We start from the raw sequence: 17,848 nt of genomic DNA, 5'->3' as shown, positions 1-17,848 counted from the left end.
CTGTCCGGTTATGGGGCCGGCGTGGAAGCGTGCTCGGCGATCAGCTCACGGGCCGCGTCGAGGTGCTCGGGGGTCTTGATCGCCAGCGTCTTCACGCCCGGCAGGGCGCGCTTGGCCAGACCGGTGAGGGTGCCGCCGGGGCAGACCTCGATCAGCGCGGTGACGCCCAACTCGCGGAAGGTCTCCATGCACAGGTCCCAGCGCACGGAGTTGGAGACCTGTTCCACCAGCCGCCGCACCACCTCGCCGCCGTCCGCGACGACCCGCCCGTCCCGGTTGGAGACGTAGCGGACGACCGGGTCCTTCGCCTCGACGCCTCCGACCGCCTCGGCCAGGGCGTCGACGGCCGGGGCCATGTGGTGGGTGTGGAAGGCGCCGGCCACGGACAGGGCCTTCACCATCCGCACGCCCTCGGGCTTCTCCTCGGCCAGGGCGGCCAACTGCTCGGTGGTGCCGGCGGCGACGATCTGTCCGGCGCCGTTGACGTTGGCCGGGGTCAGCCCCAGCTTCTTCAGGTGCGCGGTCACCGTCTCCGGTTCGCCGCCGATGACGGCGGCCATGCCGGTCGGGGTGACGGCGGCGGCCTCGGCCATCGCCCGGCCACGGGTGCGCACCAGCCCCATCACGGCCTCGGGGGTGAGGACTTCGCCGATCGCGGCGGCGGTCAGCTCGCCCACGCTGTGGCCCGCGACGGCGCCGAGGGCGTCCTTGGGCACGCCGTCCAGCAGCGCCTGCGCGGAGACCAGCCCCGCTGCGACCAGCAGGGGCTGTGCCACGGCGGTGTCACGGATTCGCTCGGCGTCGGCCTCGGTGCCGTAGTGCACCAGGTCCAGGTCGATGGCGGTCGACCACTCCCGCAGGCGGTCGGCGACACCGGGGAGTTCGAGCCAAGGGGTCAGGAAGCCGGGTGTCTGGGCACCCTGGCCGGGAGCGACGAGTACGAGCACTCTCACACTCTCTCTTGTCGACGGAGGTCCCCGCCGGTGGGGACCGACACGAAGAACGCTCAGGGTAATTGTCCGGAGCGGACAAAACCGCCCGGCGCGACTATAGCCGCCCCCCTCCGTCGGCCAGACGCCCCAGAATGAGGGCCACACGCAGCGTGAACGCCGAGCGCACATCCGACGGGGACCACCCGGTGACATCCGTCACACGGCGGAGCCGGTAACGGACGGTGTTGGGATGGACGAACAACATCCGCGCCGCCCCCTCCAGGCTGCTGGCCTGCTCCAGATACACGCTCAGGGTCTCCAGGAGGGCCGCGCCGGCCTCCTGGAGCGGCCTGTAGATCTCCTCCACCAGCAGGGTGCGCGCGGTGGCGTCCCCGGCCATCGCGCGCTCGGGCAGCAGATCGTCGGCGAGCACCGGGCGCGGCGCGTCCGGCCACGCGGCGCACGCCTTCAGCCCGGCCGCGGCGGCCCGCGCCGACCGCGTCGCCGACAGCAGGTCGCCCACCACGGGCCCGGCCACCACGGGCCCCGGCGCGAACGGCCCGATCAACGACTTGGCCATGTGCAGCGGATCGTCGGAGCCGCCCGCGACGACCACCAGGCGGTTGCCCAGCACCCCGGTGAGCACCTGGAGCCTGGCGTGCCGGGCGGCGCGCCGTATCGCCTCCACGGTCAGTTCGTTGTCCCCGTCGGGCGCGGTGCCCAGCACCACGGCCACGTGGTCGGGGGAGTTCCAGCCCAGCGCCGCGGCGCGGGAGACGGCCCCTTCATCGGCCTCGCCCGAGAGGACCGCGTTGACCACCAGGGACTCCAGGCGCGCGTCCCACGCGCCGCGCGCCTCGGCCGCCTGGGCGTACACCTGGGCGGTGGCGAAGGCTATCTCCCGTGCGTAGACGAGCAGCGCCTCGCGCAGCACGCCCTCGTCGCCGGGCGCGGCCACCTCGTCGATCGCCGACTCCACGACCTCGATGGTGGTGCGGACCATCTCCACCGTCTGTCGCAGCGTGACCGCCCGCGTCAACTCGCGTGGCGCGGTGCCGAACACGTCCGTGCTGATCGCCTGCGGCGTCTCCGGGTGCCGGAACCACTCGGTGAACGCCGCGATGCCCGCCTGCGCCACCAGTCCGATCCACGACCGGTTCTCCGGTGGCATCGCGCGGTACCAGGGCAGTTGCTCCCCCATCCGAGCCAGGGCGGCGGCGGCCAGCTTGCCGGAGGACTGCTCCAGCCGCCGCAGCGTCGCGGGGTGCGGATGCGGGCGCTGCTTGTCGGGTGCTGGGGTGTGAGTGGGTTCTGGCACGGGGACAAGCCTGCCCCATTGGTACGGAGAGGAGGAGGGCGGGTGTCGGATCCGCACAACCGGGCCGGTGCGGCGGGGCGGCGGGAGGAGGTCCCCGTCCGCCGGAAAAACGGTTGGAGCGGCACCGCGGAGCGGACGAGGTCGGACGTGTGGCGCACGTCATGCCGCACACGGCGTCGAACCCGGGGGAGAACCGACCGGACGAGGACCGGCAGGTTGGGGTGGAGCACGGTGGAGGTCACCGAACCGGGCTTCGGCGGCGGGCCGCTGGGCGGCCTCTTCGAGCCGCCGGACGACGACACCACGGCCGGAGTGCTGGAGGCGGCCTGGCAGAGCGGGATCCGCTACTTCGACACCTCGCCGCACTACGGCATCGGGCACTCCGAGCGCCGCATCGGCGACTTCCTGGGCCGCAGGCCGCGGAACGGGTTCACGCTCTCGACGAAGGTCGGCAGGCTGCTCGTGCCGCAGGACCCGGCGGGCCGGACCGACGAGGCGTTCATGGTGCCCGCGACGCACCGGCGGGTGTGGGACTTCTCCCGCGACGGCATCCTGCGCAGCGTCGAGGACTCCCTCGCCCGCATGGGCGTCGACCGCTTCGACGTGCTGTTCCTCCACGACGCGGAGGACCGCTTCGAGGACGCCCTGCGCCACGGCTACCCGGCGCTCGCCGAACTGCGCGCCCAGGGCGTGGTGGGCGCCGTCGGGGCGGGGATGCACCACACCGGCATGCTGACCAGGTTCGTACGGGAGACCGACGCCGACGTGGTGATGCTCTCCGGCCGCTACACGCTGCTGGAGCACAGCGCCCTGGACGACCTGCTGCCCGCGTGCGCCGAGCGCGGCGTCTCGGTGCTGGCGGTCTCCGTCTTCAACTCCGGTCTGCCGGCCGCGCCGCGGCCCGCCGACGGCGCGTTCTACGACTACGGCCCCGCCCCGTCCGAACTGCTGCGGCGGGCCCACCGCATCGCCGACGTCTGCGAGGCGCACGGGGTGACCCTCCCTCAGGCGGCGATGGTGTTCCCCCTGCTCCACCCCGTGGTCGCGGGCATCGTGGTCGGCATGCGCTCGGCGGAGGAGGTGCGGGCCGACGTGGCGGTCTTCGAGGCGGACGTACCGGCCGGGCTCTGGTCCGACCTGCGCGGCGAGGGCCTCCTGGACGAGCGCGCCCCGGTGGGGGACCGAGGCGCGGGACCGCCGGGGAGCCGGCCCCCGCCCGGCGCCCCGGCGCGCGGTCACCCGCCGGCCGACGGACCCCGCAGGACCTCGATCACGCTCGCGTAGCTGTCCGAGCCGTGCCCGGCGGCCTTAGCCCGTTCCATGGTGGCCTTCAGCAGCGCGGGCAGCGCGTTGTCCAGGCCGCGGGCCTCGGCCGCGTGGAGGAGGTGGTCGATCGTCGCGATCTGCACGTCGACGGTGGCGTCGTCGCCCGGGTAGCGGCCGGCGTCCACCTGGGGCGCGTAGGTGGTCATGAAGCCGGCCACGGCGGTCAGCCAGCGCACGGCGACGGGGGTGAACGCCGTGGCCTGCGTCCCCTCCGCACCGACCAGCGCGGTGCCGTGCAGCCAGCCGGTCAGCACCGCCCACATCAGACCGAGCAGGGCGGCGTCGTAGAGGGACGCCGTTCCCGGGTCGGCCCCCAGGTACAGGGGATCGCCCAGGGCCGCCAGGATCGGCCGGTGGGCCTCGAAGACGGGCTCCGGGCCGCTGTAGAAGAACATCATCTCCGGGCTGCCGACCCCCGGCGGGGTGGTCATGATCGCGCCGTCGAGGTAGTCGGCCCCGTGCGAGCGGGCCCACTCGGCGGTCTCCCGGGCCTGCTCCGGCGAACCGGAGGTGAGGTTGACCAGCGTCCTGCCCGCCAGGGTGTCGGCCACGGGGTCGAGGACGGTGCGCAGCGCGTCGTAGTCCAGGACGCAGGCGACGACCAGCGGGCTCGCCGCGACCGCCTCCCCGGCCGTCGCAGCCGGCAGGGCGCCCCGCGCCACGAGTGCCTCCGCCTTGTGGGCCGAGCGGTTCCACACGGTGGTCGGGTGCCCCCGGTCCGACAGTGCGGCGGCCAGTGCCGAGCCCATCGATCCCAGGCCCAGGACGGTCACGGCCGGATAGTGCGCGTTCATGCCACCACTCCCCGAAGTGCGTCCGCGCGCGGCGGACGGTCGTGTCGTTCACGTGGGGACCACGCTCGCAGCGCGTGGCGGCCCGGGACAGTGACGGCGGTGACGGCCGGCGCCAAATTCCTGCCACACCGTCGGCGGTGTGGCCTACGCTTCGGGGCATGGGTGCCGGTTCCGTCGCCGTGGTCGTGCCCGAGGGCATCGAGATCTCCTCCTGGGACCTGTACGAACTCGGCATCCCCTGCACCGTCTTCGGGAAGCCGCAGCCGGATCTGGCCGACCCCTGGTACGAGCTGCGGCTGTGCGGGACGGGGGACGGCCCGCCGGACGGCGTGGGGCTGGCCCTGCGGACCCCCTACGGCCTCGACGACCTCGTCGGCGCGGACACCGTGATCGTTTCCTCCGTCCCCGACGCCTGCGTCGAGGACGGCGAGCCGATCCCGGCGGAGCTGGTCAAGGCCCTGCGCCGCGCCCACGAGGGCGGCGCCCGCATGGTCTCCCTGTGCACCGGCGCCTTCGCGCTCGCCGAGGCGGGCCTGCTGGACGGCCGCCGCGCCACCGCCCACTGGATGCACACCGCCCAGCTCGCCGCCCGCTACCCGGAGGTGGAGGTCGACGACTCGGTGCTGTACGTCGACAACGGCGACGTCCTCACCAGCGCCGGACTCACCGCCGGCCTCGACCTCTGCCTCCACCTCGTGCGCCGTGACCTGGGCGCCCACGTCGCCAACCAGCTCGCCCGCCGGATGGTCGTGCCCGCCCACCGGCCGGGCGGCCAGGCCCAGTTCGTCGACCTGGCCGTGCCCGCCACCGACGACGAGGGGCTGGCGCCGGTCCTGGAGTGGGCCCGCGCGCACCTGGACGAACCGCTGACGGTCGGGGACCTGGCGCGGCGCGCGGCGATGAGTCCGCGCACGTTCTACCGGCGGCTCCGGGCCGCCACGGGCACCACGCCCGTGCGGTGGCTCCTGGGCCAGCGCCTGGCCAGGGCCCAGAGCCTGCTGGAGTCGACGGACCTGCCGGTCGAGAGGATCGGCGAACTGAGCGGCCTGGGCACGGCGAACAACCTCCGCCACCACTTCCTGAAGCACGTCGGGGTCTCGCCGAGCGACTACCGCCGCACCTTCCCCAAGGCACCCCCCCTCCCGTAGGCGCGCGGCCGCGTCCGGCGGGGCCACGCGCGCCCAGGGGGCGGGGGCGCGGTCCGGGCTCAGCCCTTGAGGGCCTCGGCGACGGAGTCGGACAGCGGGGTGGTGGGGCGCCCCAGGAGGGTGGGCAGGTCGTCGGTGACCCGCTCCAGGGCCCCCTGGGCGACCTTGGTGTCGGAGTCCACCACCAGCTCCACGACGAAGTCCGGCAGTCCCGCGTCGGTGAGGATCCGCGCGTACTGCTCGGCGGGCAGGTCGGTGTAGACGACCTCCCGGCCCGAGACGGCGGTGGCCGCCGCGGCCAGGTCGGCGAGCGTCCAGGTGCGGTCGCCGGTCAGCTCGTACACCTTGCCCGCCTGGCCGTCGCGGGTCAGGACGGCGGCGGCCGCCTCGGCGTAGTCGGCGCGGCCGGCCGAGGCGATGCGGCCCTCGCCGGCCGAGCCGACGATGGCGCCGCGCTCGACGGCGTCGGGCAGGGCGGCGGTGTAGTTCTCGGTGTACCAGCCGTTGCGCAGCAGCACGGTCGGCAGGCCGGAACCGGCCAGGGCGGCCTCGGTGTCGCGGTGGACGCGGGCCAGGCCCAGCGGGTTGGTGTCGGCGTCGACGATCGAGGTGTAGGCGACCAGGCCGACCTCGGCCTCCCGCGCGGCGGCGACGACGGCGCGGTGCTGGGCGATGCGCAGGTCGTCGGGCCCGTTGGCGGAGACGAACAGCAGCTTGTCCGCCCCGGCGAAGGCGGGGGCGAGGGTCTCGGGCCGGTCGTAGTCGGCCTCGCGGACCTCCACGCCCCGGGCGGCCAGGTCGGCGGCCTTCTCGGGGGTGCGGACGGCGGCGGCGATCTCGGCGGCGGGCACGCCGCGCCCGATCAGCTTCTCCACGGCCAGGCGGCCGAACTGTCCGGTGGCACCGGTGACGACGATCATCGAGGGCTTCCTTCGATCGGGAGGTGGCGGGGGCGGACCGGATCCGCGGGACCCGGCGCACCGCCCACCGTACACGGCGGAATTGAAAGCGCAAACTTTTTGAAAGTGCTGTGCTCCGGTAGCCTGCGGGCATGGACACAACGACCCCCACACCCGAGGCGGCGGAGGACCGGGCGGCCCGGGAAGCGGCATTCGACGTGTTCGCCCGCGCCTGCCCCTCCCGACCGGTCCTGGGGCACCTCACCGGGCGCTGGGGCGTCCTGGTCCTGGCCGGCCTGTACGACGGGGCCGCCCGCTTCAACGCCCTGCGCCGCTGCGTCGACGGCGTGAGCGAGAAGATGCTCGCCCAGACCCTCCAGGCCCTGGAGCGCGACGGCTTCGTCCACCGCGAGGTCCGCGCCGTCATGCCGCCGCAGGTGGAGTACAGCCTCACCGAGCTGGGTCGCACCACCACCGCCAAGCTGATCGACCTCATCGAGCACCTGGAGGCCCACATGCCCCAGGTGCTCGCCGCCCAGGAGCGCCACGACCGCCGGCACGGCGACCCGGCGCGCGACGACGGCTGAGCCCGCCGCACCCGGCCCGGCCCCCGGTACGCCACCCGGCGCCGAACCCGTGGAAAAACCGTCCCCGGACAGGCCGGCGAAGGCCCCGTGACGGCCCGGTGCGGGGGGACGCCCGGCCGTTCGCCCCACCCCCCGCACAGGGACCTTCCCCACCCCGCGCCCGGCCGCCGGGCGCCCGCCGGCGCCCTCGCGCCCACCGTCCCGTCCCGGCCCGTCCTGGCCCGTGGGCCGCCCCGCTCCTAGAGTCCGGGGGACGGCGGCGGACCGGACGAAGGGGGCGCCGGATGCGGCGGGACATCCGCACGGTGGAGGACGTACTCGGGCTTCTCGACGGGCTGTTCGCGCCCGGGGCCGACCGCTGGACGGCCGGCGCGGCCTCCTGGTGGGACGGCTTCTACGCGGACCGCTCCCGGCCTGTGCCGTTCTTCGCGGCGAAACCCGACGAAAGCCTGGCCTCGTACCTGGAGCGCGGCCTGATCACCCCGGGCCGGGCCCTCGACCTGGGCTGCGGACCGGGCCGCAACGCCCTCCACCTGGCCGCCGCGGGCTTCACCGTGGACGCCGTCGACCTCTCCGAGCGGGCGATCGCCTGGGCCGGCGAGCGCGTCCGCGAGGCGGCGCCCGACACCCGCGCCCGCGTCCGCCTCCACCGCGGGGACGCCTTCGCCCTCACCACCGACGAACTCCCCGGGCCCTACGACCTGATCTGCGACTCCGGCTGTCTCCACCACCTGCCGCCGCACCGCCGCGTCGGCTATCTGGCCCTCGTCGACCGGGTGCTCGCCCCCGGCGGCCACCTCGCCCTCACCTGCTTCGCCGCCGGGCCCGGCGGGATGGGCTGCGAGCTGCCCGACGCGGAGCTGTACCGCCCGTCGGGCCCGTCCGGCCCGCCCGGCCTCCACGGTGGACTCGCCTACACCCCCGACTCCCTGCGCCGGATCTTCTCCGACCTGGAGGAGGTCGAGTCGCGCCGGATGCGCGACGAGCCGTCCGATTCCTCGTACTTCGGCGAATCCTTCCTCTGGACGGCCCTGTTCCGTCGCCCCGCCCCGGTCCCCTCCGACGGGCCGTGGAGCGGTCCGCGCCGGGACGTCTGAGGTCCTGAAGCCCTGAGTTCGGAGGAAGACACCGCCCCCGTCCCGCGAACGCGGGCCCGGGGGCGGTGTCGGGATGGACCGGTCGGGGCCGGTCAGATCAGGGCGGCCCAGGTGCGGGGGCCGACGATGCCGTCGACGGTCAACCCGCTCCGGTCGCGCTGGAAGTCCAGCACGGCGTCCTTGGTGAGCGGTCCGAAGACGCCGTCGACGGTCACGTTCGGGTAGCCGTACTTCTTCGCCAGCAGGGTCTGCAGCGCACGGACCGCCTCGCCCCGCGCCCCTTCCCGGAGGGTGACGACGAGTTCGGAGAAGGTGTCCGGCCCGATCACGCCGTCCACGGCGAGTCCGTTGGCGCTCTGGAAGGACCTGGCCGCCGACGCGGTCTTGGGACCGTAGACGCCGTCGGCCGCGACGTCGGTGTGGCCGTGGGCCCGCAGCAGGTACTGGGCGGCGGTGACGTTCGTCCCCGTGGACCCCTGCTTCAACACCGGGTAGTCGGGCGTCGGGGCCGGCGTTCCGCCGCCACCGCCCAGCTTGACGGGGCGGTAGGGCTTGTACTCGCTCCCCGCCGTCAGCCCGTAGCCGAGGGTCCGGTGGGTCGTGCCGTAGGTGCCGCGCTGCTCGTAGGCCCAGTAGGCGGTGCGGGAGGAGTTGGCCCACTTCTCGAAGATCACCACGTGGCGGGTGGTGTTGGTGCCCTCCGCGTCGATCAGCAGGTCGCCCGCGCGGAGGTCGCTCACGCGGATCGGCGTGGTCAGGCTCCGGTCGGTGGCGAGCCCGACGGTGTTGGGGCCGGGCTTCCACAGCCCCAGCGCCATCGAGACGTAACCGGAGCAGTCCGTGCGGTAACCGCCCCAGGTCGCGGTCTGGCTGTACGGCACCGGGCCGCCGTTGTAGGCGGTGAGCCAGGTGGCCGCGCGGTTCAGCATCTCCTGGGGCGTCATGGTGCTCGCTGTCGCCACCTGCGACGACGAGACCGGGGACGCGACCGGAGCGGCGGTGGCGGTGGCGGGCAGGAGGGAGACGCCGACGGCGGCGAGGGCGCCGACCACGGCCGAGACCAGGGCCGTTCGGACCCGGCGTCTCGTCCGGGGGGTGGGCGGCGGGGTGGGGAACGACGCGGGGAACGACGCGGGGAACATGGTGCCTCTCTGGTGGAGGGGACGGGGGCGCCGCCGGGAGGGTGACCCGGCGGACGAGGTCCTCCCTACCCCCGCGTCCACATCGACGTCTCCGGCCGGAACGAGACTTCATCGATCGGACACCGAACGATCACAAGCGGAGGGGGATCGATGGCGACAGGTCGGATGTGGGAGACACATCGCGAACGGGCGGGTACGGGTTCCCTCGTCGTGATCGGTCACGTCCTGGTATCGGCCACCACACCGTCTTCACCGACGCCCCTTCGCCGACCGCCGGTCCGGCCCACGGACTCGTGCCGGGCCGACGGTCGGGGCACCGTGGCACCGGGGAGGTGCGTCAGGCGCGGGCGGAGCCGAGGAAGGCGGACCAGGCGTCGGGGGAGAAGGCGAGGTGGGGGCGGGAGACGTCCTTGGAGTCGCGGACGTGCACGGCGTGCGGGCAGGTCGCCACCTCCACGCACTCGCCGCCCGCACTGCCGCTGTGGCTGGACTTGTGCCACTCGACGGCCACCTCGACGCAGTCGCCACCCTGACTGCCGCTGTAGCTGGATTTGAGCCAGACCAGGTCTGCGGTGTTCATAGCTCGCGGATCATCTCCTCGATCAACTGCGCGGAGTCCTTCGGGGTTAGAGCCTGCGTTCGCAGCATCCCATAGCGCGTCTGGAACTCGCTGACCGTGTGCCGGTCGTCGATCACATCGCCTCCGGCCTGCCTCTCGACGTAGGCGACCCACTGGCGGTCGGGAGTCTCCAGCAGGGTGAAGGGGCCGTCGAACCCGGCGTGGGTCTCGTAGTGCGCTGGCATGAGCTGAACCGACACGTTCCGTAGCTCGGACAGCTTCAGCAGCCGCTCCAACTGCGCCTTGAGGGTGGTCCTCCCACCCACCGGACGCCGCAGCACCCACTCCTCGACCACCATGGCCAGCGAGACGGACGGTTTGCGCGTCAGCAGCACCTGGCGTTCCATGCGGGCCTGTACCCGGCGCTCGATCTCCTCCTCGTCCAGGGTGGGGACGTAGGCGCTGAGGACCGCGCGGGCGTAGTCCTCCGTCTGCACCAACCCCTTGATCACGTGCGTGTCGTACGTCCACAGGCTCACCGCCTCCTGCTCCCGCCGCGCGTACTCGCCGAACCACGACGGCAGCCGCGTCCACTTCAGGTGCGGTGCGGCGGCGCGCAGTGCGCCCCTGGCGTCCAGCAGCTCCTCCGCCTTGGCGATGAACGCCGGACTCGCCAACCGTTCCCCGTACTCGATCTTGGCGACCGTCGACTTCGAGTAGCCGACCTGTCGGCCGAGTTCCTCCCGTGTGGTTCCGTGTGCTTCGCGCAGGGCGCTCAACACCGCGCCGAAGACCTTCATCCCGTCCGAGCCCGTGCTGTTGGGCGTGGTCGCGGACATGCCTCTCACCCTCCCCCGGGTCCCCTGCGACAACGCAGGGATGTGGATCGATCACCGCTGGTCACGGTAGACACGAGCGGCCAGAGTCGGTGGCGTGAACGGAGAAACAACCACCGAAAGCGTCACCCCCACCCCGGACGCGGCCCCGGCCGCCGACCGCGATCCGACACCGGGATGGGAGTGGTTGCCGAAGGCGGGGCATTCGCTGCGACTGGCCGGAGTGCACTTCGACGCCGTGCGCGTCGCCGGAGAGTTGGCCGAGGAGGCGGCGCGGGAGACGGACGGGCCGGTCGTCCGGGAGCACGCGGGGGAGCGGTACACGTACTTCCTGCTGCCGCCGGGCACCGTCCGGGCGTACCGCTGGCCGCCCGGCGCACGCGGGTTGACCAGCGGCGACCGGTACGCCTCCTACGTCGGCGTCCCGGCCCTGCGCGGCGCCACGTGGCCGTTGTCCTGGCGCCGTACGCCCACCGAGCGGACGCCCTTCGTGGAACCGGCCGCGCTGCACCGGCTGCTGTGCCGCCTCACCGGCCCGCGTTCCCTCCCGACCGCCCCGGCCGCCCCGACCACGGAGGAGGGCGGCCGGTGAGCGCCACCCGCATCACCGGGCTGCCGCGCCGCGTGGCCACCTGGACCTGGCTGGAGGCGACCGAGGTGGGCCGCATGGCCTTCCTGCTGATCGCGCCGCCGGCGCCCCTCTCCTGGGGGAGCACGGCCCAGGAGGTCGAACGTCGGATGCTCCGCCTGGCGACCCTGCTGGGGCTGGACGAGGCGAACCGCCCGCTGGTGTACGTCGGACCGTGCGTCACACTCCCCGCCGACCGGAGCGACACCCGCTCCGGCCCGACCGTCCGGTTGGGGGAGTGCGGCGCGGGACTGCGGGCGCGGGCGTGCCGCGAGTGGACCGACTTCGCGCGGGCCGGCGGGCCGGTGGCGCTGCTGGTCGGCCTCGATCCGCTCGCCCCGGACTCCCCACCGGACGGGGTGGAGGAGTACCTGCGCACCCGCACCGCCCTGGGGCGGCTGTGGATGGGGACCACGGCCGCCGTGTGACGCTCCGGGTCCGTGCACGTACCGTGGAGGAATGCTGCACATACGGCGCGGTGCGGACCGCTACAGGGGCGGAGACGCGGCGGCCGGCATCGACACCCGGCACGCCTTCTCCTTCTCCGGTTTCTACGACCCGTCCAACACGCGTTTCGGGTTGCTGGTCGCCTGTAACGAGGAACGACTCGCCCCGGGCGCGGGCTTCGCCGAACACCCGCACGCGGACGTGGAGATCGTCTCCTGGGTGGTCGAGGGCGAGCTGACGCACGAGGACTCGGCCGGACGCCGCGCGGTGATCCGGCCCGGGGACGTGCAGCGGCTGAGCGCCGGGCGCGGCATCCGACACGTGGAGCGCAACGCCGGGAGCGAGCCGCTGCGGTTCGTGCAGATGTGGCTGGTGCCGGGGGTGTTCGGGGGCGAGGCCGAGTACGAGGTGGTGCGCGGCATCGCCGACAACACCCCGTACGCCCTGGCCCGTGCCGACGCGGTGCTGCACGTGCGGCGGCTGAACGCCGGGGAACGCACGGCGATACCGGACGCGCCGTGGGTGTACGTGCACGTGGTGCGCGGTGGACTCCGCCTGGGCGACGAGCTGTTGGAGGCCGGTGACGCGGTGCGGATCACCGATGCCGAGGGACTGGAGGCGTCCGGGGGCGAAGCCGGGGTCGAGGCACTGGTCTGGGAGATGCACTCCGAACCGTCCTACGGCTGACGGGCCCGGCCGCCCCGGTGTGCGGGGCGACCGGGCCCGTGGCGTCGGAGCCGGTCCGGTCGTTCGGGGCTCCGTCAGGAGGCCATCGCGGCGGCCTGGGTGCGGATGTTCGGGAGCTGGGAGTAGAGGTTCGCTCCCGGGCACAGCGTGGCGTAGCCGTCACGGTGACCGGATATCCGGTGGAGCGTCGCCCGCTCGCCGTTCTTCCAGACACCGGTGTCGGCCGCGGCGGTGAGCGTCACCTCCCCGGCCGGGTCGACCCCGTGCAGACCGAGCTTCCAGGCGGAGATCCGGGCGACGGACTCCAGCGCGGCCCGGGTGGGCCGGGCGCCGTCCTCGTAGTTGCCGAGCACGGTGACGCCGGAGGAGTAGCCGTTGAAGCCGTAGGTGTGGGCGCCCCGGACGGCCTTGTCGACACCGCCGGCGCGACCCTCGAAGATCGTGCCGCACTTGTCGACGAAGAAGTTGTAGCCGATGTCGTTCCAGCCGTTGGTCTTGACGTGGTAGGTGAGGATGCCGCGGACGACGGCGGCCGAGTCGGCGCAGGCGTAGTTGTTGGTGCCGGCGGTGTGGTGGACGAAGACGGCGTCCACCCGGTCGAGGTAGGAGGGCGGGTCCTCGACCAGCGACTCGTCGGCGCCCCACTCGGCGCGGCTGACGATCTCCGGTACCCCCGCGTCGGTCGGTTCGGTGGTCGGTTCCGGGGAGGTGGGGGTGTCGGTCGGCTCCCCGGTCGGTTCCTCGGTGGGTGTGTCGGTGGGTTCGGTGGTGGGTTCCGAGGTGGGGGTGTCGGTCGGTTCCTCGGTCGGTTCTCCGGTGGGGGTGTCGGTCGGCTCCCCGGTCGGCTCTCCGGTGGGTGTGTCGGTGGGTTCGGTGGTGGGTTCCGAGGTGGGGGTGTCGGTCGGCTCTTCGGTCGGTTCTCCGGTGGGGGTGTCGGTCGGCTCCCCGGTCGGCTCTCCGGTGGGTGTGTCGGTGGGTTCGGTGGTGGGTTCCGAGGTGGGGGTGTCGGTCGGTTCCTCGGTCGGCTCTCCGGTGGGGGTGTCGGTCGGCTCCCCGGTCGGTTCCTCGGTGGGTGTGTCGGTGGGTTCGGTGGTGGGCTCCGAGGTGGGCTCACTGGTGCCGGGCTCCGGCTCGTCCGACGGCTCCGGCGTGCCCTCGTCCTTGTTGCCGCCGTCGATCTTGCGCCAGCCGCCTCCGATGTCCTCGCCCGGCTCGCCCAGCTCGCCCGGGTCGATCAGGTCCAGCCGGAGCCCGTCGGGCAGTTCGGCCGTCTTCCCGCTGTCCGCCACGACCCGGGCTTCGACCGCGTCGGACTTCCCCACCCACAGGGGTTCGGAGGCGCCGCGCACCCCACCGTCCTGACCCTCCTCGGTCTCGGGCGGCCGGATGCCGAGGTCGAGGTCCTGCCACTTCGTCCAGGCCCCGGTCTCCGCGCTGCGGGTGCGGATCTGGGCGGTGCCGTCGAGTTCGGCCTTCGGGTCCTCCCAGGAGACGCCGAGCAGGGAGAAGAGCCGGGTCTCCGTGCGCGGCACCGAGCGCTCCTTGGAGCCGTCGTCGCCTTCGAACGCCTCGGTGTACGCCGCCACGGGTCGGAAATCGTCGCTTCGGCCGTGGTCGTCCGAGGTGGTGGCGACGGCGACCGTCGCCGCCACCGACCCCCCGAGCACGACGGAGCCGACCGCCAGCCAGGTCCGGCGTTTCATGCCGGCCTGCCGACGGGCATGGCTTCTCTTCGATCTCACGTGTCCCAACCCCTTGTGAAAAGACTGCGGTGCGTCCGGTCGCCACCGGGTTCTCTCCACCGTCTTCGGCGGCCGGCGGCGGATTCGGACGCGGGGAGCGGACGGTGGCGGCCGCACGAGCCGCGCGGGGGCGTGCCCGGCGGAGCCGCCGGTACGGAAGGGACTCTCCCCCCGGTTCCCCCGACTTCGTGATCCGCGTTTCCCGCCCCCGGGACACGACGACGAACCCCCGCTCCGGGCAGCGGCGGCACCACGACCGGTGCGCGTGGCAGGTCGGCACGGAGCCGCCCGTCCGCTGCTGAACGGGCCGGTTATACCCCACTCGTTCCCCGTGCGTCACTCGGAGGAACAAGAGCCGCACAGAGGGATGTAGCGGTCGGCAGGGCAAGGGAATTGACGGGGAAGCCGGGCTCGCCTCCGGTTCCGGTAAGGGGGACGAACCCGCCCGCGCCGTTCGCCGGACAGTCGGGGCGACCGGCCTTCACCAGGGAGGTCTCCAGGTCCACGGAATGGCGCCACGGCAGTGTGCCCAACCGGGAAAGCGGTTCCACATAGAGCTCGGGGAAAAGTGTGCGTTCCGATGCGCTCGGCCTCTGTGAAGGGGAGCGTACGGCTGAAGTTCACGCAGAGTTCCCGTTCCACGGCCGGGAGGGAAGCCGAGCGTCGTGGTCCGCTCGCCCCGATGGGGCTCCTCGTCCCGGCGGCGGAAGCGGCGCCGGTCCGCCCGGAGCACCCGTCCCACGGCCGCCGACGCGGCGGCCGTGGGACGGGGGAAGCGGGCTAGCGGAACACGCGGTCCGGGACGGCGGCGGCGAGCAGGCCGTACCCCTTCGGGTTGAGGTGGAGCCAGTCCCCGTCGTGAACGTCCGGCCGGAGCCGGTCGGGGCTGCCCGGATCGCGGACGGCGCGGTCGAAGTCGATGACGCCGTCGAAGCGGCCGCCGGTACGGATCCAGTCGTTGACCGTCTGTCGGGCGCTCTCACGGTGCCCTGCCGGGTCGTCGTACATCGCGTTGTCGCCGAAGGGCGTCAGCGTCGCGCCGTACACCTCGATGCCCCTGGCGTGGGCGCGGGTGACGATCTGCTCGTAGGCGGCGACGAGGTCGGCGGCGACCCGCTTCTGCGCGGCCTCGGTGGCCTCGGCGGTGCCGATGTCGTTGACGCCCTCGAAGACGATCAGCGACTCCACCCCGGTCTGCGCCAGCACGTCGCGGTCGAGACGGGCCAGGAGGTTGGGGCCCAGGCCGTCGTGGAGGACGCGGTTGCCGCCGGCGGCCTGGTTCAGCACGGCCACGCGGGGGGTGTGCCGACGGTCCTGGAGACGGTCGAACCACTGGTCCGGCCAGCGGTCGTTGCCGTTGGTGGTGGAGCCCCGGCCGTCGGTCAGGGAGTCGCCCACCACGGCGACCGCCCGGGTGGACCGCGCCGACCACGTCTCGACGCCGCTGAGGAAGTACCAGTGGTCGGTGGGGGTGGCCCCCGGCAGGTCGCCGGCGTTCAGGTGGTTGCCGCGCAGCAGGTGGGAGGTGGTGCGGGAACCGGGGTGCGAGGTGATCTCGTTCGACGCCTGCCCCTCGGCGAGGTAGAGCGTCACGGTGAGGTTGGCGCCGGGACGCACCCGCATGTCCAGCGGGTCGGAGACGACCTGGGCCCCGACCGGGACGACGGTCGAGGAGCGGCCGCTGAAGGTCAGCGCGCGGGACGTGCCCGGACGTATCGCGGCGACGCCGGCCTTCCCGTCCGCCGGGAGGGCCACGGAGGCGGCGGTGATGGGCAGCGCGGTGCCGCCGAAGGCGTTGGAGAAGCGCAGCCGCACCCTGTCGCCGCCGACCGTGACGCGGACGGTCTGCCGCAGGGTGGTGTCCTCCATGACCAGCCCGTCTTCGGTGAAGGGGGCGGGCGGCATGTTGTGGGGCTCGGTGAGCTGCGGCATCGACGTCCAGGTGTTCACCCAGTGCCGCGCGGCCTTCTTCGACGCGGCCGGCGCGCCGGCGGCCCCGGTGCGGTGCTCCCCGGCGGAGGGCGGGGCGCCGGTCACGGCGGTCGCCGCGAACACGGTCGCGGCGAGGGCCGCCGCGGCGGCCAGGCCGGACAGCCGGGACAGGCGGGACAGGTGGGACGGGCGGGACAGAGGTGGCTTTCCGCTTCTCATGGGTCGGTGTGCCCTCCGTGGTGGGGGTGATGGGCGTCACGTGCGGGCGTGACGTTAGCCGCCGGGCGCGGCGGAAGGGCAAGACCGGTGACCGCCTACTGCGGCGTACGGCGGCGGTGAGCGGTGTACGGCGGCGGAGCGGCATCCGGTCGGACGCCGCGGAGGGGCGTGCGGGGCCGTTGGTCGCCCGTGCGTGCCGCCCCTCGCCCCCGCCCGGGGGCCCATCCGGAATGTCCGGCCAAGGCGGGAGGTGAGGCCGTTCGGCTATGCCCGCTGCCGACTGGAGCAAGTGCGCGCTCCTGGCGTGGAAGCCGGGAGGGCGAGTGGGCAGGATGCGATGCGAGGCGTGTGTGACCTCACCGTCGGCCGGTCCGATTCCCGGGCTCGCGGACATCGATCCCCACCAGTCAGGAGGACCCACTATGTACGGGGGTTTCGTCGAGAATCGCCGAAGGGCCGGTCGCCGGAGAGCATGGGGAGCCCTTGTCGCGGCTCTTGCCTGCTTGTTCGGCTGGTTCGGCCCTCCCATGGCCTCTGCCTATCCCGCGCGTGTCGCGGCCTACGTCAGCAACAGCGGATCCAACACCGTCACCGTGGTGGACACCCGATTGGAACGGATGGTGGAGACCGTACCGGTCGGCGCCGGGCCGATCGGGATCGATGCGGCACCGGACGGCGAGGCCGTGTACGTGGCCAACGAAGAGGGCGGCACGATCTCGGTGATCGACACCACGAGGCATCGGGTGATCGCCACGGTCCCGGTGGGGCGCCGGCCGTTCGACGTGGAGGTCTCCCCGGACGGGCATCGCGTGTACGTGCCCGCCTTCGGTGAGAACAGGCTCGTCGTCGTCGACACGGCGACACGGCGGATCGTGGCGAGGATCGATCTTCCGCGGCTTCCGCACAGTGTCGTGGCCGGGCCGAACGACCGGGTGTACGTCAGCAACAACGGCGCCGGCAGCGTCTCCGTGGTGGACGCTCGCACCCTGCGCGTCGTGGCCACCATTCCGGTCGGGACCTTCCCGGCACAGATGGCTCTGGCCGCGGACGAGGGCAGGCTGTACGTGGCGAACACCGGATCCGACACCGTCACGGTCGTCGACACGCTCACCAACCGTCCGGTGCGGACCCTGCCGGTGGGCGACGCCCCCCGGGGCATCGCGCTCTCCCCGGACGAGGGCAGGCTGTACGTGGCGAACAGCGGATCCGGGACCGTCACGGTGCTGGACACCGCCACCGGTGACAGGCTCGCCACCGTGCGCGTGGGAGGCGACCCGACCGGTGTCGCCGTGACGCCCGGCGGCAGCCGCGTCTACGTGACCGACGAGGCCAACGGGACCGTCGTGATCATCGACGCGGTGACCCTGCGGGTTCACACCGCCGTGCGCACCGGACACGAGCCCGAGGCGGTGGCCGTCGCACCGCGATGACCCGCGGAGCCGGGAGCCCGTCCGTGGCGAAGAGGTCGCCCCGACCCCGGTGAGGCGCACTTCGCGCCTCACCGGGGTCGGGGCGAGGGGGCGAGTCGGTGGTGGGTGTTCGACTGCTCCGTCAC

17 protein-coding genes are annotated in these 17,848 nt (G+C 73.5%); 8 read left to right on the top strand and 9 right to left on the bottom strand.

Going from position 1 to position 17,848, the window contains the following annotated elements; all coding sequences use genetic code 11:
• Nucleotides 1-8: 8 nt before the first annotated feature.
• Both F0L17_RS07130 and F0L17_RS07125 read right to left on the bottom strand, forming a co-directional pair.
• Entirely contained in the window at nt 9-947 is a 939-nt protein-coding gene (locus F0L17_RS07130) for an acyltransferase domain-containing protein (protein ID WP_162465911.1), read from the bottom strand.
• Nucleotides 948-1,047: 100 nt separating this feature from the next.
• A complete protein-coding gene (locus tag F0L17_RS07125; RefSeq protein WP_162465910.1) occupies nt 1,048-2,250 on the bottom strand; it encodes a helix-turn-helix domain-containing protein in 1,203 nt (400 codons plus the stop codon).
• Nucleotides 2,251-2,466: 216 nt separating this feature from the next.
• Between F0L17_RS07125 and F0L17_RS07120 the strand changes: the two genes are divergently transcribed.
• Entirely contained in the window at nt 2,467-3,534 is a 1,068-nt protein-coding gene (locus tag F0L17_RS07120; RefSeq protein WP_238419285.1) for an aldo/keto reductase, read from the top strand.
• Here F0L17_RS07120 and F0L17_RS07115 read toward each other — a convergent pair.
• Nucleotides 3,486-4,370 carry an NAD(P)-dependent oxidoreductase gene (locus F0L17_RS07115; RefSeq protein ID WP_155070404.1) on the bottom strand — a complete coding sequence of 295 codons (885 nt, stop codon included), beginning with the start codon at nt 4,368-4,370 and terminating at the stop codon, nt 3,486-3,488. The two genes, F0L17_RS07120 and F0L17_RS07115, sit on opposite strands and share 49 nt — an antisense overlap.
• Before the next feature lie 179 nt (nt 4,371-4,549).
• Here F0L17_RS07115 and F0L17_RS07110 point away from each other — a divergent pair, with 179 nt between their 5' ends.
• Nucleotides 4,550-5,518, top strand: a complete 969-nt coding sequence (locus F0L17_RS07110; protein ID WP_420802463.1) for a GlxA family transcriptional regulator — start codon at nt 4,550-4,552, stop codon at nt 5,516-5,518.
• Nucleotides 5,519-5,577: 59 nt separating this feature from the next.
• On the opposite strand, the gene F0L17_RS07105 is transcribed toward F0L17_RS07110, so the two are convergent.
• On the bottom strand, nt 5,578-6,438 hold the full coding sequence (locus tag F0L17_RS07105; RefSeq protein WP_155070402.1) for an NAD(P)H-binding protein: 861 nt from the start codon (nt 6,436-6,438) through the stop codon (nt 5,578-5,580).
• Nucleotides 6,439-6,569: 131 nt separating this feature from the next.
• On the opposite strand from F0L17_RS07105, the gene F0L17_RS07100 reads away from it, so the two are divergent.
• Both F0L17_RS07100 and F0L17_RS07095 read left to right on the top strand, forming a co-directional pair.
• Nucleotides 6,570-7,004 (top strand): winged helix-turn-helix transcriptional regulator, encoded by a 435-nt coding sequence (locus tag F0L17_RS07100; RefSeq protein ID WP_155070401.1) that lies wholly within the window; start codon nt 6,570-6,572, stop codon nt 7,002-7,004.
• Nucleotides 7,005-7,288: 284 nt separating this feature from the next.
• Complete coding sequence (locus F0L17_RS07095; protein ID WP_155070400.1) at nt 7,289-8,101, top strand: class I SAM-dependent methyltransferase; 813 nt, start codon at nt 7,289-7,291, stop codon at nt 8,099-8,101.
• 92 nt (nt 8,102-8,193) lie between these two features.
• Here the strand turns inward: F0L17_RS07095 and F0L17_RS07090 are convergent, their stop codons facing one another.
• From F0L17_RS07090 to F0L17_RS07080, 3 genes are all read right to left on the bottom strand, one after another.
• Nucleotides 8,194-9,243 (bottom strand): C40 family peptidase, encoded by a 1,050-nt coding sequence (locus F0L17_RS07090; protein WP_155070399.1) that lies wholly within the window; start codon nt 9,241-9,243, stop codon nt 8,194-8,196.
• A 337-nt stretch (nt 9,244-9,580) separates the two neighbouring features.
• A complete protein-coding gene (locus tag F0L17_RS07085) occupies nt 9,581-9,823 on the bottom strand; it encodes a DUF397 domain-containing protein (protein WP_155070398.1) in 243 nt (80 codons plus the stop codon).
• Nucleotides 9,820-10,641, bottom strand: coding sequence for a helix-turn-helix domain-containing protein (locus F0L17_RS07080; RefSeq protein WP_238419284.1), 822 nt, complete (start codon nt 10,639-10,641; stop codon nt 9,820-9,822). The genes F0L17_RS07085 and F0L17_RS07080 overlap by 4 nt, the downstream gene beginning before the upstream one ends.
• Before the next feature lie 94 nt (nt 10,642-10,735).
• Here F0L17_RS07080 and F0L17_RS07075 point away from each other — a divergent pair, with 94 nt between their 5' ends.
• From F0L17_RS07075 to F0L17_RS07065, 3 genes are read left to right on the top strand one after another with little or no spacing between them, the layout of a single operon-like run.
• Nucleotides 10,736-11,230: a hypothetical protein gene (locus tag F0L17_RS07075; RefSeq protein WP_338017990.1), complete on the top strand. Its 495-nt coding sequence runs from the start codon at nt 10,736-10,738 to the stop codon at nt 11,228-11,230.
• Nucleotides 11,227-11,694 carry a hypothetical protein gene (locus tag F0L17_RS07070; RefSeq protein ID WP_155070397.1) on the top strand — a complete coding sequence of 156 codons (468 nt, stop codon included), beginning with the start codon at nt 11,227-11,229 and terminating at the stop codon, nt 11,692-11,694. The genes F0L17_RS07075 and F0L17_RS07070 overlap by 4 nt, the downstream gene beginning before the upstream one ends.
• 31 nt (nt 11,695-11,725) lie before the next feature.
• On the top strand, nt 11,726-12,400 hold the full coding sequence (locus F0L17_RS07065) for a pirin family protein (RefSeq protein ID WP_155070396.1): 675 nt from the start codon (nt 11,726-11,728) through the stop codon (nt 12,398-12,400).
• A 74-nt stretch (nt 12,401-12,474) separates the two neighbouring features.
• On the opposite strand, the gene F0L17_RS07060 is transcribed toward F0L17_RS07065, so the two are convergent.
• Nucleotides 12,475-14,103: an N-acetylmuramoyl-L-alanine amidase gene (locus tag F0L17_RS07060; protein ID WP_155073277.1), complete on the bottom strand. Its 1,629-nt coding sequence runs from the start codon at nt 14,101-14,103 to the stop codon at nt 12,475-12,477.
• Nucleotides 14,104-14,922: 819 nt separating this feature from the next.
• The gene (locus tag F0L17_RS07055; RefSeq protein WP_155070395.1) at nt 14,923-16,293 is read right to left on the bottom strand and encodes an SGNH/GDSL hydrolase family protein; all 1,371 of its coding nucleotides are present in this window, start codon (nt 16,291-16,293) and stop codon (nt 14,923-14,925) included.
• A 527-nt stretch (nt 16,294-16,820) separates the two neighbouring features.
• Here F0L17_RS07055 and F0L17_RS07050 point away from each other — a divergent pair.
• Entirely contained in the window at nt 16,821-17,723 is a 903-nt protein-coding gene (locus tag F0L17_RS07050) for a YVTN family beta-propeller repeat protein (RefSeq protein ID WP_162465909.1), read from the top strand.
• Nucleotides 17,724-17,848 lie beyond the last annotated feature (125 nt).

This window comes from Streptomyces taklimakanensis, from assembly GCF_009709575.1.
In the GTDB taxonomy this organism is placed as follows: domain Bacteria; phylum Actinomycetota; class Actinomycetes; order Streptomycetales; family Streptomycetaceae; genus Streptomyces; species Streptomyces taklimakanensis.
This window is presented reverse-complemented; position numbering and strand designations above follow the sequence as displayed.